This is a genomic window from Caproicibacter fermentans (assembly GCF_009746625.1).
GTDB classification, from domain to species: domain Bacteria; phylum Bacillota; class Clostridia; order Oscillospirales; family Acutalibacteraceae; genus Caproicibacter; species Caproicibacter fermentans.
On the sequence record NZ_VWXL01000058.1, the window covers coordinates 86,898 to 100,700 of the forward strand.

15 protein-coding genes and 2 tRNA genes are annotated in these 13,803 nt (G+C 50.6%); 9 read left to right on the forward strand and 8 right to left on the reverse strand.

Translation table 11 applies throughout. The annotated features are described in order from the left end of the window. The first annotated feature begins 81 nt into the window (after window positions 1–81). Genes thiD through CAFE_RS11090 form a run of 3 tightly spaced genes read left to right on the forward strand, consistent with a single transcriptional unit; the run spans window position 82 to window position 2,393 of the window. A complete protein-coding gene (gene thiD, locus CAFE_RS11080; RefSeq protein ID WP_066644415.1) occupies window positions 82–876 on the forward strand; it encodes a bifunctional hydroxymethylpyrimidine kinase/phosphomethylpyrimidine kinase in 795 nt (264 codons plus the stop codon). After that, window positions 873–2,186, forward strand: a complete 1,314-nt coding sequence (gene thiC / locus CAFE_RS11085) for a phosphomethylpyrimidine synthase ThiC (RefSeq protein ID WP_066644417.1) — start codon at window positions 873–875, stop codon at window positions 2,184–2,186. The genes thiD and thiC overlap by 4 nt, the downstream gene beginning before the upstream one ends. Before the next feature lie 15 nt (window positions 2,187–2,201). Beyond that, window positions 2,202–2,393: a thiamine phosphate synthase gene (locus CAFE_RS11090; RefSeq protein WP_066644420.1), complete on the forward strand. Its 192-nt coding sequence runs from the start codon at window positions 2,202–2,204 to the stop codon at window positions 2,391–2,393. A gap of 92 nt (window positions 2,394–2,485) precedes the next feature. Here the strand turns inward: CAFE_RS11090 and CAFE_RS11095 are convergent, their stop codons facing one another. After that, window positions 2,486–3,244 (reverse strand): MerR family transcriptional regulator, encoded by a 759-nt coding sequence (locus CAFE_RS11095; protein WP_066644423.1) that lies wholly within the window; start codon window positions 3,242–3,244, stop codon window positions 2,486–2,488. A gap of 243 nt (window positions 3,245–3,487) precedes the next feature. Between CAFE_RS11095 and CAFE_RS11100 the strand changes: the two genes are divergently transcribed. The 3 genes from CAFE_RS11100 (at window position 3,488) to CAFE_RS11110 (ending at window position 6,726) form a co-directional block, all read left to right on the forward strand. Further along, window positions 3,488–4,477, forward strand: a complete 990-nt coding sequence (locus CAFE_RS11100; RefSeq protein WP_156990686.1) for a 2-hydroxyacid dehydrogenase — start codon at window positions 3,488–3,490, stop codon at window positions 4,475–4,477. Between the two features lie 93 nt (window positions 4,478–4,570). Then, window positions 4,571–5,275 carry a DUF3298 and DUF4163 domain-containing protein gene (locus CAFE_RS11105; protein ID WP_066644432.1) on the forward strand — a complete coding sequence of 235 codons (705 nt, stop codon included), beginning with the start codon at window positions 4,571–4,573 and terminating at the stop codon, window positions 5,273–5,275. 92 nt (window positions 5,276–5,367) lie between these two features. Next, window positions 5,368–6,726: an MATE family efflux transporter gene (locus CAFE_RS11110; RefSeq protein WP_066644437.1), complete on the forward strand. Its 1,359-nt coding sequence runs from the start codon at window positions 5,368–5,370 to the stop codon at window positions 6,724–6,726. Between the two features lie 208 nt (window positions 6,727–6,934). On the opposite strand, the gene CAFE_RS11115 is transcribed toward CAFE_RS11110, so the two are convergent. The 3 genes from CAFE_RS11115 to CAFE_RS11125 form a co-directional block, all read right to left on the reverse strand. Next, window positions 6,935–7,660 (reverse strand): hypothetical protein, encoded by a 726-nt coding sequence (locus tag CAFE_RS11115; protein ID WP_139104015.1) that lies wholly within the window; start codon window positions 7,658–7,660, stop codon window positions 6,935–6,937. A 152-nt stretch (window positions 7,661–7,812) separates the two neighbouring features. Beyond that, the gene (locus tag CAFE_RS11120; protein ID WP_156990687.1) at window positions 7,813–8,094 is read right to left on the reverse strand and encodes a GNAT family N-acetyltransferase; all 282 of its coding nucleotides are present in this window, start codon (window positions 8,092–8,094) and stop codon (window positions 7,813–7,815) included. Between the two features lie 101 nt (window positions 8,095–8,195). Continuing rightward, window positions 8,196–8,399, reverse strand: coding sequence for a hypothetical protein (locus CAFE_RS11125; RefSeq protein ID WP_066643815.1), 204 nt, complete (start codon window positions 8,397–8,399; stop codon window positions 8,196–8,198). 706 nt (window positions 8,400–9,105) lie between these two features. Between CAFE_RS11125 and CAFE_RS11130 the strand changes: the two genes are divergently transcribed. Further along, the gene (locus tag CAFE_RS11130) at window positions 9,106–9,603 is read left to right on the forward strand and encodes a GAF domain-containing protein (protein WP_156990688.1); all 498 of its coding nucleotides are present in this window, start codon (window positions 9,106–9,108) and stop codon (window positions 9,601–9,603) included. A 199-nt stretch (window positions 9,604–9,802) separates the two neighbouring features. Here the strand turns inward: CAFE_RS11130 and CAFE_RS11135 are convergent. Together CAFE_RS11135 and CAFE_RS11140 are read right to left on the reverse strand one after the other, a co-directional pair. Beyond that, window positions 9,803–9,878: transfer RNA gene (locus CAFE_RS11135), tRNA-Thr, on the reverse strand. Between the two features lie 2 nt (window positions 9,879–9,880). Continuing rightward, window positions 9,881–9,957, reverse strand: a tRNA-Asp gene (locus CAFE_RS11140). A gap of 297 nt (window positions 9,958–10,254) precedes the next feature. Here CAFE_RS11140 and CAFE_RS11145 point away from each other — a divergent pair. Both CAFE_RS11145 and sigE read left to right on the forward strand, forming a co-directional pair. After that, window positions 10,255–11,079: a sigma-E processing peptidase SpoIIGA gene (locus tag CAFE_RS11145; RefSeq protein ID WP_166525117.1), complete on the forward strand. Its 825-nt coding sequence runs from the start codon at window positions 10,255–10,257 to the stop codon at window positions 11,077–11,079. A 65-nt stretch (window positions 11,080–11,144) separates the two neighbouring features. Beyond that, a complete protein-coding gene (gene sigE / locus CAFE_RS11150) occupies window positions 11,145–11,867 on the forward strand; it encodes an RNA polymerase sporulation sigma factor SigE (protein ID WP_413814429.1) in 723 nt (240 codons plus the stop codon). On the opposite strand, the gene CAFE_RS11155 is transcribed toward sigE, so the two are convergent. Further along, complete coding sequence (locus tag CAFE_RS11155; protein ID WP_156990691.1) at window positions 11,860–12,375, reverse strand: DNA-deoxyinosine glycosylase; 516 nt, start codon at window positions 12,373–12,375, stop codon at window positions 11,860–11,862. The genes sigE and CAFE_RS11155 overlap by 8 nt on opposite strands. Then, window positions 12,335–13,711: a CCA tRNA nucleotidyltransferase gene (locus CAFE_RS11160; protein ID WP_156990692.1), complete on the reverse strand. Its 1,377-nt coding sequence runs from the start codon at window positions 13,709–13,711 to the stop codon at window positions 12,335–12,337. Before CAFE_RS11160 ends, CAFE_RS11155 begins: the two co-directional genes overlap by 41 nt. Window positions 13,712–13,803: the final 92 nt, after the last annotated feature.

Here is a 13,803-nt window from a genome sequence, read left to right on the forward strand (position 1 = left end):
GGCTATTTTTGTTTGACGGAAACCCGTTTTTGAATCCAAAACCCCAAATTTAAGATACGATTAAGAAAAGGAGGAAACCAAATGAAAAATCTTCTGACGATAGCGGGCTCCGATTGCAGCGGCGGAGCCGGAATTCAGGCGGATCTGAAAACCTTTGCCGCGCACGGCACGTTTGGCATGAGCGTGATTGTGTCCGTCGTCGCGGAAAATACGGAGCGTGTGATTTCGATCTGCGACATGGCACCGTCCACGGTTGCAGACCAGATTGACGCAGTATTTGAGGATATTGCGGTTGACGGCGTAAAAATCGGGATGCTTTCCGGCACGGAGCAGATGCGTATTGTAGCGCGGAAGCTGAAGCAATACCGGCCTCGCGGGGTGGTCGTCGACCCCGTGATGCTGGCAAAAGGAGGCTGTGCCCTGATGCAGCCGGAGGCGCTCCGGACCCTGAAAGAGGAGATCCTTCCTCTGGCCTGCGTTTTGACGCCGAACATACCGGAAGCGGAGGCCATTACCGGAAGGAATATCATTACGCCGGAGGATCGCCGTGCTGCCGCAAAGCTGATGTTCCAAATGGGCGCGGAAAATATCCTGCTGAAGGGGGGGCATCTTTCCGGTGAAGCGGAGGACCTGCTGTTTGACGGCGGCCGGTTTTACACCTTTACACACAAAAGGATCGAAACAAAAAACACGCACGGCACGGGATGCACGCTGTCCTCCGCCATTGCGGCTAATCTGGCGCTGGGCCTAAGCGTACCGGAAGCGGTCCGCGAGGCGAAGGAATATGTGACCGGGGCGATCGAGCATGCGCTGCCGATCGGAAAAGGCCACGGACCGACCAATCATTTTTACTTCATGAAAGGGATCAGAGGATGAAAAATTACAAAACACAGATGGAAGCAGCTAAAAAAGGAATTATAACGGAAGAATTAAAAAGGGTCGCCGAAAAAGAGAGGATGGAACCGGAAAAGCTTCTGACAAAGGTCGCTTCGGGACGCGTCGTGATTCCGGCGAATATCGGCCATATGGCGCTTTCCCCGGAAGGAGTCGGGGAGGGGCTTTCCACAAAAATCAACGTGAACCTCGGGGTATCGGGCGATTGCAAAAATTACGCGGTTGAATTGCAAAAAGCGGAGCTTGCGGCCCGGTTCGGCGCTCAGGCGATCATGGACTTGAGCAATTACGGAAAGACCCGGGAATTCCGCCGGAAGCTGATTGCAGAGTCCCCGGCGATGATCGGCACGGTTCCCGTTTACGACGCGGTCGGATATCTTGAAAAGGACCTGCTGGAAATCACCGCTCAGGATTTTTTGAAAGTGGTTGAGGCTCACGCAAAGGAGGGTGTGGATTTCATGACGATCCATGCCGGCATCAACAGGCGGGCGGTTGAATCGTTCCGCAGGCAGGGGCGAAAAATGAATATTGTTTCCCGGGGCGGTTCGCTGCTTTTCGCGTGGATGGAAATGACGGGAAATGAAAATCCGTTTTTTGAATATTACGACGAGGTCCTTGACATCCTGCGCGAATACGATGTGACGATCTCACTCGGCGACGCGTTAAGGCCGGGCTGCCTGGATGACAGCACCGACGCCGGGCAGATCGCCGAGCTGATTGAAATCGGCCATTTGACCGAGCGCGCCTGGAAAAAGGACGTGCAGGTGTTGGTGGAAGGTCCGGGCCACATGGCAATGAACGAGATCGCCGCCAACATGGCGCTGGAAAAACGCCTGTGCCACGGTGCGCCGTTTTATGTCCTGGGGCCGTTGGTAACGGATATCGCGCCCGGCTACGACCACATTACGGCGGCGATCGGGGGGGCGATCGCCGCCTGCGCGGGTGCTGATTTTCTCTGTTATGTAACTCCGGCGGAACACCTGCGCCTGCCGGATCTGGACGATGTGAAAGAGGGAATCGTCGCAAGCCTGATCGCGGCGCACGCCGCGGACGTTGCAAAGGGAATCCCCAACGCGCGGGAGCGCGACAGTCAAATGGCGATGGCGCGTAAGAATATGGACTGGGATGAGATTTTCCGTATTGCAATCGACGGCGAGAAAGCGAAGCGGTATTTTGAAAGCACACCGCCCGCTGATCGTCATACCTGCTCCATGTGCGGAAAAATGTGCGCCGTACGGACCACTAATCTGATTCTTGATGGGCAGAAAGTGGAATTTTGTTCCGAAAAATAAAATAGAGGAAGGTCTATGGAAACGCTCGCGGAAATCCGGCGCGCCGTGATCATTCCGATCGTGGCAATCGGGGGAATCGGCCCTCAGAACGCCGCGCGGTTTTGCGGCACGGGAGTCGACGGCCTCGCGGTGGTTTCGGCTATTCTTGCTGAGCCGGATATCACCTCGGCTGCTCGGGAACTTCGCACGATTTTTCGTCGCGTATAATCCTTACTCTGAAAAAGTGGAGCCGTCCGAAAATGAATGCCCCGGTTTCTTGAGGGCGATTCGTTACGGGCGGCTCTGTTCGTTATGCTTTTTCAGGTGCTCAGATAGATTGTTACCGCGTCCTTCAGAAATTTTGCAAGACCCGGCTGCAGCCGATCATAATATGCGGTGAACCGCGGGTCCTCCACATACATTTGAACCAGGCCCGCGTGGGCTTCCGGGGTATAATGATTCCAGGTGTAGGAAAGCCACCTCCGATGCAGGTCGGCCGCATGCTGCGCGGTTTCTCCCGCCGGGTCGCCGGACTGAAAGGCTTTCAGCAAAGCACGGTTCAGCTCCTGCTCCAACGCCTGAAACCGATCGTATTGTTCCTGCGTCATACCCAGCATTTTTTGGTTGCTTTGGTCAAAGGCCTCGTCTCCGTATTTTTCCCGGATCTCCTTGCCGTAACGCTGTTCGTTTTGCTCGACCAGCTCCTTTTTAAAGCCTTCAAATTTCTCTTTGTCTGCCATGAATATGTCTCCTTTCTCAAAAGCAAGCGTTTTTTCGACGTTGTGAATTAAAAGATTCAGACGGGCCCGCTGTTGAAGGAGAAGCTCGTGGTGCCGGCGAAGCGCCTCGGCGGCGTTGAATCCGGGCGAATCGAGGATCCTTCCGATTTCGTCAAGACTGACGCCGAGTTCTCGGTAAAACAGAATCTGCTGCAGGCGCCTTACCTGTGAATCACCGTAGATTCGGTAACCGGAAGAGCTCAGTCTTTCCGGTTTCAACAGGCCGATTTCATCGTAATATCTTAAAGTGCGTGTGCTGATGCCGGATAGGCCTGCAAATTTTTGTATGCTGTATTCCATTCAGCTCTTCTCCTTTCAAAGAAATCTTACAGCTTTACGCGGCGGTAATGTCAATACCTTATTCAAAAAAAATTTTTAAGATAATTTTCCAGTATGAGCATTGCCGGTATTGTCAAATGGGACAGATTCTAGTATAGTATGAGCAGCCGGATTTTTCCGGCGCTTTTTAGTCCATTTTTACCGCGCGGGCAGAAGTGCCGGCGCGTATTTTAAATTAAGAAGACTGTTTGGAAAGGGACAAAAATGAAAGTGTTGGTGCTCACCTCCCAAAAGCGGATTGAAAAATACACGGATTTTTCAAAAATTCCAAACAACTGGGAGCTGCTATATCTTGACAGCGTCTATCGGGAGGAAGAGGCTCTTCGGATTGGAAAGACCGCGGATTTTATCATCGTTGATGCCGTCAGCCCCGTTTCCCGCAATCTGATTGAGAATATGCCGAATCTGCGGGTGATTCACTCGGAGGGAGTCGGCTTTAACGGGATCGACACGCAGGCTGCAAGGAAAGCCGGTGTTTACGTCTGCAATAATGCTTCTCTGAACAGCGGAGCGGTAGCGGAACAGGCCATTTTACTGATGCTTGCTCTTCTTCGCCGGCTTCGGGAGGGGGACAGCCTGGTAAGGCAGGGTAAACAGGGGCAGGCGAAAATTCCCTTTATTCTTAACGGAATACCGGAACTCGCATCCTGCCATGTTGGAATTGTCGGTTTTGGCAGTATCGGCAGAGCGACCGCCAAACGTCTTGCGGCTTTTGGTTCGAAAGTAAGCTATTTCAGCAGGCGCCGTCTGAGCGAGCAAGAGGAAAATGATTTTGGCGCTGAGTATCTTCCGCTGGACGAGCTGGCAGCTTCCTGCGACATTATCAGCCTCCATTTGCCGGTAACGCCGGATACGATTGGATTTGTAGACGGCGATTTTTTGAAGAAGATGAAGCCCTCCGCGTTTCTGATTAACACGGCCAGAGGAGAAATTGTTGATCAGAACGCATTGGCGCAGGCGTTGGAAGACGGAAGTATTGCCGGAGCCGGACTCGACACGCTTGATCCGGAACCCGCAACTCTCGAAAATCCGCTGCTGAATCTGAGCGACAGCTGTCGGTACCGGGTTTTGTTTTCCCCGCATATCGGCGGCACGACGGACGATGTTTTCTACAGGCTGCACCGGAATATCTGGAATAATCTGTTTCTGGCGGCACAGGGAAAAAGACCGAATAATATTGTTAACGGAATATAACGTTTAAATTATTATACATAAATTTACTCTCTCCCGTAAAACCCTTTTCTGAAATGTCAAATCGGATCATAGAATAAAGCGGGAGGGATCAACATGAATTTACCCAACAGCAGCGCCGAGGTAACCTTTCAGGAAAACAATCGGGAGTTTTCTTACCGCGGTACCGTAGTTCTTACTCTGGCTGCCCAGTATCCGGAAATTCGACTCAGGGAAAATCCAAACGCCCAGGCCAGAATCAATTCCCGGTTCCGGCAGCAGGGGGCGGAGTTTTCCCGGTATGCGGCGGCGACCCTGTACCGGCAGGCAGTCAGGGACTATCACAGTGCGCAGGAGCATGATTATCCGTTCAGAACATACGACGCGGTGATGAAATATGAAATAACGCTGAACCAGGACTGTTATCTCAGCTCATACCGAGACCGGTATGAGTTTACGGGCGGTGCTCATGGCAATACAATCAGGGCTTCCGATACCTTCAGCCTGAAAAGCGGAAGAAGATTTTCGCTGTCCCATTTTTTCGCACCGGGTCAAAATTACCGCCGTGTAGTTGCCTCCAAAATACTCAGGCAGGCGGAAGAAAACATGCGGCAAAACCCCGGCATTTATTTTGATGATTACAAACATCTGATCCTGAAATATTTTAATCCTGAAAATTACTATCTGACTCCCGACGGGGTGACAATCTATTACCAGCAGTATGAAATTGCCCCTTATGCATCCGGAATTGTAACCTTTATGATTCCGTATGATTCCCTTGGTATTGTGCTGTCCTGTTTGGGAAGAGTACCTCAGTTTTAAAAAACGGACCGGGCGGCTTGCGGGCCGCCCGGTTGATTGATCAAGCATCGGATCTGCTAAAATTTTAATATAGAAATAGAAAGAGGAAAATTTTGAATCTCGATTTTTTACATCAGGGTACCGAGCAGCGAAGGGAACGAATTCTTCACGGAAACATTTTACAAACCCTCTTGATGCTGTCTATGCCCACGCTGATGATGAGCGTCATTCAGGCGATGCTTCCTTTGTCGGACGGACTTTTTATCAATAACGCGGCGGGTACGCTGGTGGCAAGCGCCGTTACATACAGCGAGCCGGTCATCAATATGATGGTGGCGCTGGCGCAGGGGATCAGCGTGGCGGCAATGGCGGTGATCGGCCAGGCAAACGGCCAGGGTGACTTTAGCAAGGTCCGGCATATCTCCGTGCAGGTGGTAGCATTTGCTTCCATTATAGGAATCTGCGCCGCGCCGTTATCGGCCTTGGCGGCATTTCCGGTCTCCGCGAACGTCGACCCGGAAATTTCGCATAATGTATTTCTTTACATCAGTCTTTATGCGTTTGTTTTGCCGTTTTCTTTTCTGGAGAGTATTTACAACGCGATTAAAAACGCGACGGGTAAGCCGGAAGCCACGTTTATCCGTATGGTGCTTTTACTGGTCCTGAAAATTCTATTTAACATTGTCTTTATCGTAATGCTTCGTCTGGGAATTGTGGGCTGTATTCTTTCTTCGCTTTTTTCCAACATCCTGATTTGCGTCTGGATGTTTTATGAGCTGTTTATCAAGAACGGAGAGGACAAGCTGTCGCTTCGCGGGTTCCGTTTCGACCGGGATTTGATCATCCAGCTCGTCAGAATCGGGATTCCGGCCATGCTCGCAAGCCTGATGATGAATCTGGGATTTTTCCTGATTAACAACGAAACGCAGAAATACGGCGCCGTTGTTTTGAATGGCCAGGGCATTGCCAACAATATAACGGCGGTTTGTTTTAACCTTCCGGCGGCATTCGGTTCCGCCGTGACGACGATGGTCAGCATCAATATCGGGGCGGCGCAGCCCGAGAATGCGAAACGCTCCTGCCGGGTGGGGTGTGTGGCAAGCGCCATGACCGCCCTTGCGATTATCGCGGTGATCGTACCGCTTTCATCCCATCTTACCATCCTGTTTACCCAAAGGGCCGATGTCCTTGACATTGCGAACCGGGCTCTGCACATCTACACGTACTCCGTCGTCGGGTTCGGTGTCTGCATGGCGGTTCAGGGGGCGTTCATTGGTCTTGGCAAAACAACGGTTCCGCTCTTTCTCGGCATTCTTCGCATCTGGCTTTTAAGATATTTGTTTATTCTGGCTACGGAACAGTCGCTGCAGTATTATTCGGTTTTTTGGGGAAATCTTTTTTCCAATTACATGGCCGCGGTGATTTCGGTGGTTTTAATTCTTCGGGTAAAATGGGTATCAACCTTGACTTAAGAAGAATAATGTTTTTCTAGAACAGACGGCAAACTTAAAAAAGGGGCTGCTGCAAAATAGCCTCGTCGTAAAAAATGCACAGAAAATGCGCTTTGACTAGGCTTCTAAAGCCGTCTCAAGGCGCATTTTCTTGCTTTCAGGGCTGTTTATTTGTACAGTTAGCTATGCAAATCCATTTTGCAACAGCCCCATTGATATGCTCTGAATATTAAATCACCTGGGAAATGACGATGTTTGCCTGCGGCGTGACGGCTCCGTAGAGAACAGCCGCCCCCGTCGTGTTTACCAGTGCCAAAGTAGACGGCGTCGTTCCGATTGTGACAAGTGCGCTTCCGGAAATCTGTCCGGTGGTGGCAGGCATGGTGCTCGGGATATCGGTCAATCCGTTTAGTCTCAACGCAAAGGCAACGGACGCCGGACCAGCGGTTCCGTCGACGGAGACCCACCAGTTGACCAGAAAAGTGCCCGGAGCCGAAACGGTGAAAATACCTGTTGCGGCCGCATAGGTGATGGATGGGCTGGACGTGTTGAGAAGAGAATCGAAGAGCACGTTCGCGCCGCTTGCCAAAGTTGCGCCGGAGCTTCCCACCAGCTGTGCCTGAATCCCGGCCAGAACTCCAGCCGGTCCCGTTGGGCCGGTGTCTCCCGTCGGTCCGGTCGGTCCCGTTGGGCCGAGAAGGCCGGTTGGTCCGGTTGCGCCGGTAGGCCCCGTTGGGCCGGTAGGCCCTGTCGGGCCGAGAATGCCTATGATGGAACCGGTTGGGCCTGTCGGCCCCGTCGGTCCAATACAGCAGCAGCATCTGTTGCCTCTGAAGGCTTCCTGATTTGCTCCGGCAAAATTTGGATCCGGGTTAAAACCACAAAAATTTCCTTGACCGTTTAACTGGTTTTGAAAATATGTGTAATATTCATTTGGATTTGTCCCGTTATACATATTACAATCTCCCATCTGTACAGTAATTCGTTTCTATAAATTGTTTAGTACATAATATGAAAGACTTAATATTTGGTTAAGAACGAATCGTGAAAGATAATACCTTTTTCAAAAAAGAACGGGCAAGGCGCCCCCTGGTCTCTGAAAAACCATTAGGGCTGGTTCAGTTGAATATCCGAATAGTCTTTGTGGCTGGAAAACCACTTCTTTGCGTATGAACAGGTTAAGACAGCTTGTTTCCCATCTTTACGAAGCGACTTGGCAACTGCTTCCATTAAGCGGGAAGCGATTCCCTGACCGCATAGGGAATCGTCAACAAAGGTGTGGTTTATGTCTACAACTCCTTTCCGAATCTGAGGAAAGGTTACTTCCGCAACCGTTTTCCCGGCTTGATCCAGAAAAAATATTCGTTCCGGTTCATGTTTTAATACCATCTTGAATCACCTCGATTAAAGTATAGCACGTCCAATTCATTTCATAAAGAACAGTTCCCGGCAAAGCTGCCGGGAACTGCCTGAATATTAAAAGCAGAGAGTTATCTTCTGCAGAAATAGCAGCTAAGGAAGCGGAAAAGTCTGCATAATTCTTGATCGTTCAGCGCGCTCAGGTCGGCATTTGCCAGATTTTTCAGATCGGAAACGGCTTCAGTAAGATTTTCATTGGAAGCAAGGCTTTCAATTGCGTTTTCAAAATTGGAATCGTTGGTGCCATCTTCCCTGAAACGGCGATAGCATGACATGAATTGCACCTCCTTTTCATTGAGCTTTATATACTATGACAAGTAGACTCAGCTTGTCAATATGGCTCACGGGAATAGGCGGAAGCTAAAATAGCAGCCAGAAAGACGGGCTTTTTATAAAAATAAGGAGCGCACCCCATTGTACGCTCCCCGGGAGGGTCCGGAACAACTGCTCCTCACCTCGCACCTTTTAGTATGGCCGTTCTTTCATTGATTTAAACGATGCGGCAGAAAGGGATCAGTGCTTTTTTCCGGATATTTGCTGATTGGGATGTTTCTTTGCATAGGGATTGGCCGTTTGTACGGCTGGTCTTTTAAAAACCGGCGACGGGGCCGCAGAGCGGATCCCTTCCTGCTTATGCGGCAAATTGCGGACTGGAGGACAAGCCCCGTATTTCTGTTTCTGTACCGGTGACTTCGGAGCAGGAGGACGCTGCGGCATCGGTGACTGTGCGGACATCGTCGCAGAAGGCTTCATTTTTTGGCGTGGCTGCCTGTTACAAGGTGTATTCCAAACAAATGGAAAAAATCCCATTGGCATGATCATTCAACTCCTTTTCCATATAATATGCGGAAGAAGCAGTGCTTGAACATAATCCTGAAAAATGGTTATATCCGTGAACTCCCGGGGACAGCTCCGGGAACTTTGCGTTTTGCCGGTTTTCTGCTATACTGTAAACATTCTGATATTCGGAGGAAATTTTGGATGGAACTTGTGAAATCAATTTACCCGGAAAACCCCGCCGGCCGGTACAAGCTGCTGAAACAGCAGATGGAAGTCCTTTTGGATGGGGAAACGGATTGGGTCGCTAATCTTGCGAATGCGGCAGCTTTGCTGAACGGTGCTCTGCCGAACATCAACTGGGTAGGTTTCTATCGGCTTGTGAACGGAGAGCTTCTGCTCGGGCCGTTTCAGGGAAAGACGGCCTGCATCCACATCCCTTTTGGAAAGGGAGTGTGCGGTACGGCAGCCGCGAAGAATAAAACACAGGTGGTTGCGGATGTGCATCGTTTTGAGGGGCACATCGCTTGCGATTCCGATTCGGCGTCCGAACTGGTGATCCCTCTCCGCATCAAGGATGGAGTGGTCGGTGTGCTCGATATTGACAGCCCGGTTTTAAAGCGGTTCAGCGATGAAGACGCGCGTGCGCTGGAAGAAATTGCAGAGATGATTTCCGGCGGATGCGAATGGACGAAATCTTAAAAACCTTCCGGCTGTCTTTTGACGGCCGAAAGGCCTTTTTAATTTTGTAAGCAAATTGTTAGCAACAAGGCTATGTTTTTTTTATTATGCGATATTATTTGACACAGTAATCCTCGTAAGCACGATGCGACTTTAGAACAAAACACATGAAAAAGTCCCGCCAAACCTGAGTTTTTCAGGAGTGGCTGGACTTTTGCTTTGGAGCTGCTAACGCGATTCGAACGCGTGACCTCGTCCTTACCAAGGACGTGCTCTGCCAACTGAGCCATAGCAGCATTGGCGACTCGGATCGGGATCGAACCGACGACCTCTAGCGTGACAGGCTAGCGTTCTAACCAGCTGAACTACCGAGCCATACTGCGTATTTGAGCAACGACAACGTATGTTATTATACTGAAACGTACAAAAATTGTCAACTTCAATTTTTTTAATTAATAAACGCAATATGTAGTATAAAAACAATAAATAATAGATATTATGTAACAATATATTGATGTATATTACAGGAACAGAAATAAAAAATTATTTTATCTTTTTATATGCTCGGAGAGAGATAAAATATGACGGATTGCCTGCAGTGAAACAAGATTTGACAGAAACAGCGGACAGGAGAGTCTATAATTGAGTTTAATCCGACAGGGGGAGAACTTCTTGAAGCAAACCATATACATAGATATTCTGGTCGGTGTGAATTTGTTCATCAATTATCTGCTGTTGCTTTGTGTTTCTAAATTTCTTTCGCTTCCTGCAAAACGGAAACGCCTTATGGCAGCGGCTTTTCTTGGCGCGGCTTATTCCCTGACGATCTTGTTGCCGGAAATCAATCCGGTTTTGTCTCTGCTTTTCAAGCTGATGATGTCCCTGAGCATCGTTGCCGCGGCGTTCGGATTCCGGGGCCTTCGGGAATTGATTCGCCAGACGGTTGCTTTTTATTTAATCAGTTTTGCTTTTGCCGGCTTCATGCTGGTTTTGTGGTATTTTTTTGCTCCTCAGGGCTTGATGATTCGAAATTCAGTCGTTTATTTTAATATTTCGCCGCTTGCGTTAATTGTATTAACTGTTTTATGTTACGGTTTCATTCGCCTGTTTCAGCGCATCACAGGGCGGCAAATGCCGAAAAATCTGAACTGCCGGATTGTAGTTGACTGCGGTGGAAAAACTTGTGACTGCACCGCGCGGGTGGACACGGGAAATTCCTTAAGGGAACCGTTTTCCGGCGATCCGGTGACAGTGATCTACGAACCGGTGGTTGCGGGAATGATACCGCCAAAGGACGGCCTGAATTTCCGGCTGATCCCATTTGACGCGATTTCCGGCGGCGGGCTGCTGGAGTCTTTCCGCCCGGATCGGATGACGATTTGCGTTGGCAGGAAAAAAATTGTGACAAATAACGTCTATATTGCTGTATCAAAAACCAGATTCGGAGAATTCGACGCCCTGCTGAATCCGGATTTACTGCAAAAAACGTCCGACTAAATCTGGCCGTGGGCGGACGCGTTTATAAAGCCGCAGGCGGCAGCGGCAAAAGGGAATGAGTGGAAATGAACATGAATCAGCGAATAAGGGAATGGTACAACAGGTTGCTGCTGCTGTTTCATCGGCTGCGGCTGAACGGGCAGGTTCATTACATCAACGGGCCGGAAACGCTTCCTCCGCCGCTTACCAAGCCGGAGGAAGAGAAAGTCATGAACAATATCATGAACCATGTTCCCAATGCCCGCGAGCCGCTGATTACGCACAATCTTCGGCTGGTCGTCTACATCGCGAAGAAATTTGAATCTTCCAGCGCGAGCGTGGAGGATCTGATTTCCATCGGAACCATCGGACTGATCAAGGCGGTGAACACATTCTGCCCCGAACGGAATATCAAACTGGCCACCTATGCATCGCGCTGCATCGAAAATGAAATACTGATGTATCTGCGCAAAACATCTCAGCTGAAAAACGAGATATCCATAGACGACCCCCTCAATGTTGACTGGGACGGCAACGAACTGCTTCTTTCCGATATCTTGGGCAGCGACCAGAACGCGGTTAACGTAAATATAGAGGAAGAAGTGGAGCGCGATTTGCTGCGCAGCGCGGTTTCCCGGCTGGCTCCGCGCGAAAAGGAAATTATGCAGCTTCGGTTCGGGCTCAACAACAGCAGGGAACATACCCAAAAGGAAGTCGCCGATACGCTCGGTATCTCCCAGTCTTACATATCACGCCTTGAAAAGAGAATCATAGAGCGCCTCAAAAAAGACCTGGAACGGGTCAGCTGAGAGTACGTGATGATTCCGCTGCAGCGCGCAGAATCCGGTAAGCGTCCAGCAGCTTTTCATAACTGTAAAACCGACAGTTGGCGGGGCTTGTGGAGGGCAGCGCCACGGCGGCGATTCCGGTGTCTTTCAGGCAGAGCCTGCGGTAGAGAGCGGCGGCTTTTGATCCGGTCGTGAAGACGGTATGAATCCTGGTACGGGCAAGAAGCGCCGCGATGTCATTCGGTACCGGTTCCCGAATGCTGCCGTCATCTGCGCCTTCAATTACGCAGCTTTTCAGGACATCCCAGAGGGCGATTCTGTGACTGAGCAGAATCGCCCTCTTTTCATCGTTTGTTTTTGGAAGAGACAGTTCGTACAGGTCGGCAAGGATACGCCAGAAGCGGTTCTGGGGATGCGAATAATAAAACCCGTACTCTCTGGATTTGGGAGAGGGCATGGTTCCCAAGACCAAAACACGCGAGTTTTCGTCATAGACCGGTTCCAGCGGATGTACAATGCGCTCCGTCATCCAGTTTCCCTCTTTCCGCTTTTACATAATCCAGCAAAGCTTCCCGCTGATTCGCACATTTGCCTTCGATGACCGCATCGAGCAACAGGGTGAGCAGGCGACCGACCTCAGCGCCCTCCGGAACTCCGGCATCAATCAGGTCGGCGCCGTTCACGGCAAGATTGCGCAGGGAATAGCATTGCTTTTCCCTGATAATGGTTTCAAACATTTCCCGTATATTTTCCAACAGCGGAAGCTTTTCCTGGTCTTTCAAACTTTTTGCCAGCGTATCCGCCCTGCGGACTTCGATCAGCATCCGCAGGTCGTCTTCACCCAGGCGGTTGAGGCGCCGGCGCAGTATTTTTTCACCTCCGGACAGCGACAGGTCGTGCTTCCGAACCAGCAGTGCAACCGTGCCGATCATTTTTCGGCTGTACCTCAGGCGCTTTAAAATAACATCCGCCATTTTACCGCTTATCTCAGGATGACCGTAGAAATGACCGATTCCACTCCGATCCTCCGAGTAGCAGAACGGCTTTCCGAGGTCGTGCAGGAGCATGGTAAGCCGAAGCGTGGGATCGGGAGGCGCGGCGGCAACACTCCTGATGGTGTGTTCCCACACATCGTAAATATGATGCGGATTATTCTGAGGAAAATCAAAGGAGGCCCCGATTTCCGGGATGAATTCTTCAATGACGCTCCGGTATTCCCTTAAAATACGCTCTGCTCCGGGGCCGCATAGGAGCTTTGTGAATTCAGAGCAAATCCGTTCCCGTGCGATTCCATCCAGCATGGTTCGGTTTCGATTCAGGCTTTCGGCTGTTTCAGAGTCGATTGTAAAATCCAGTACGGAGGCAAAACGCAGAGCCCGCAGGATCCTGAGGCCGTCCTCACGGAACCTGATGTCCGGGTTTCCGACGCAGCGAATCGTTTTCTGCTTCAGATCGTCCCGTCCGCCGAATCGGTCCACAAGCCCGCCGGTTCTGCGGTATGCCATGGCATTGACAGTGAAGTCCCTTCGGGACAGATCCTCCGTCAACAGGCCGGTAAACGTAACTTCATCCGGTCTTCTGCCGTCGGAATAGGCCCCGTCAACGCGGTAGGTGGTCACTTCTATCGGCATTCCATCGCTGAGCACCGTGACCGTTCCGTGTTTCAGCCCGGTCTTGATGATTGAAAATCCGTCCAAAACGCGCATTGTTTCCTCCGGCAGAGCGGACGTTGCAACATCCCAGTCCGTCGGTGCTTTGCCAAGCAGGCTGTCACGGACGCACCCTCCGACAACGCAGGCGTCGAACTCGTTGCGGGTCAGAATTTGCAGTACGGAATCGACCTGAGAGGGTATTTTGACAATCATGATGGTTCCTCGCTTTTCAATCAAATTCTGTCGAATCACAAGAAAGATTATTTGTGTTATGCCCTGCATGATCCTGCGCATTCATGGTAATA

Bases quoted from the DNA above. Each gene is read 5' to 3' on its own strand.
- thiD (WP_066644415.1), top strand. From the start codon at position 82: ATGAAAAATCTTCTGACGATAGCGGGCTCCGATTGCAGCGGCGGAGCC.
- thiC (WP_066644417.1), top strand. From the start codon at position 873: ATGAAAAATTACAAAACACAGATGGAAGCAGCTAAAAAAGGAATTATA.
- CAFE_RS11090 (WP_066644420.1), top strand. From the start codon at position 2,202: ATGGAAACGCTCGCGGAAATCCGGCGCGCCGTGATCATTCCGATCGTG.
- CAFE_RS11095 (WP_066644423.1), bottom strand. From the start codon at position 3,244: ATGGAATACAGCATACAAAAATTTGCAGGCCTATCCGGCATCAGCACA.
- CAFE_RS11100 (WP_156990686.1), top strand. From the start codon at position 3,488: ATGAAAGTGTTGGTGCTCACCTCCCAAAAGCGGATTGAAAAATACACG.
- CAFE_RS11105 (WP_066644432.1), top strand. From the start codon at position 4,571: ATGAATTTACCCAACAGCAGCGCCGAGGTAACCTTTCAGGAAAACAAT.
- CAFE_RS11115 (WP_139104015.1), bottom strand. From the start codon at position 7,660: ATGTATAACGGGACAAATCCAAATGAATATTACACATATTTTCAAAAC.
- CAFE_RS11120 (WP_156990687.1), bottom strand. From the start codon at position 8,094: ATGGTATTAAAACATGAACCGGAACGAATATTTTTTCTGGATCAAGCC.
- CAFE_RS11125 (WP_066643815.1), bottom strand. From the start codon at position 8,399: ATGTCATGCTATCGCCGTTTCAGGGAAGATGGCACCAACGATTCCAAT.
- CAFE_RS11130 (WP_156990688.1), top strand. From the start codon at position 9,106: ATGGAACTTGTGAAATCAATTTACCCGGAAAACCCCGCCGGCCGGTAC.
- sigE (WP_413814429.1), top strand. From the start codon at position 11,145: ATGAACATGAATCAGCGAATAAGGGAATGGTACAACAGGTTGCTGCTG.
- CAFE_RS11155 (WP_156990691.1), bottom strand. From the start codon at position 12,375: ATGACGGAGCGCATTGTACATCCGCTGGAACCGGTCTATGACGAAAAC.
- CAFE_RS11160 (WP_156990692.1), bottom strand. From the start codon at position 13,711: ATGATTGTCAAAATACCCTCTCAGGTCGATTCCGTACTGCAAATTCTG.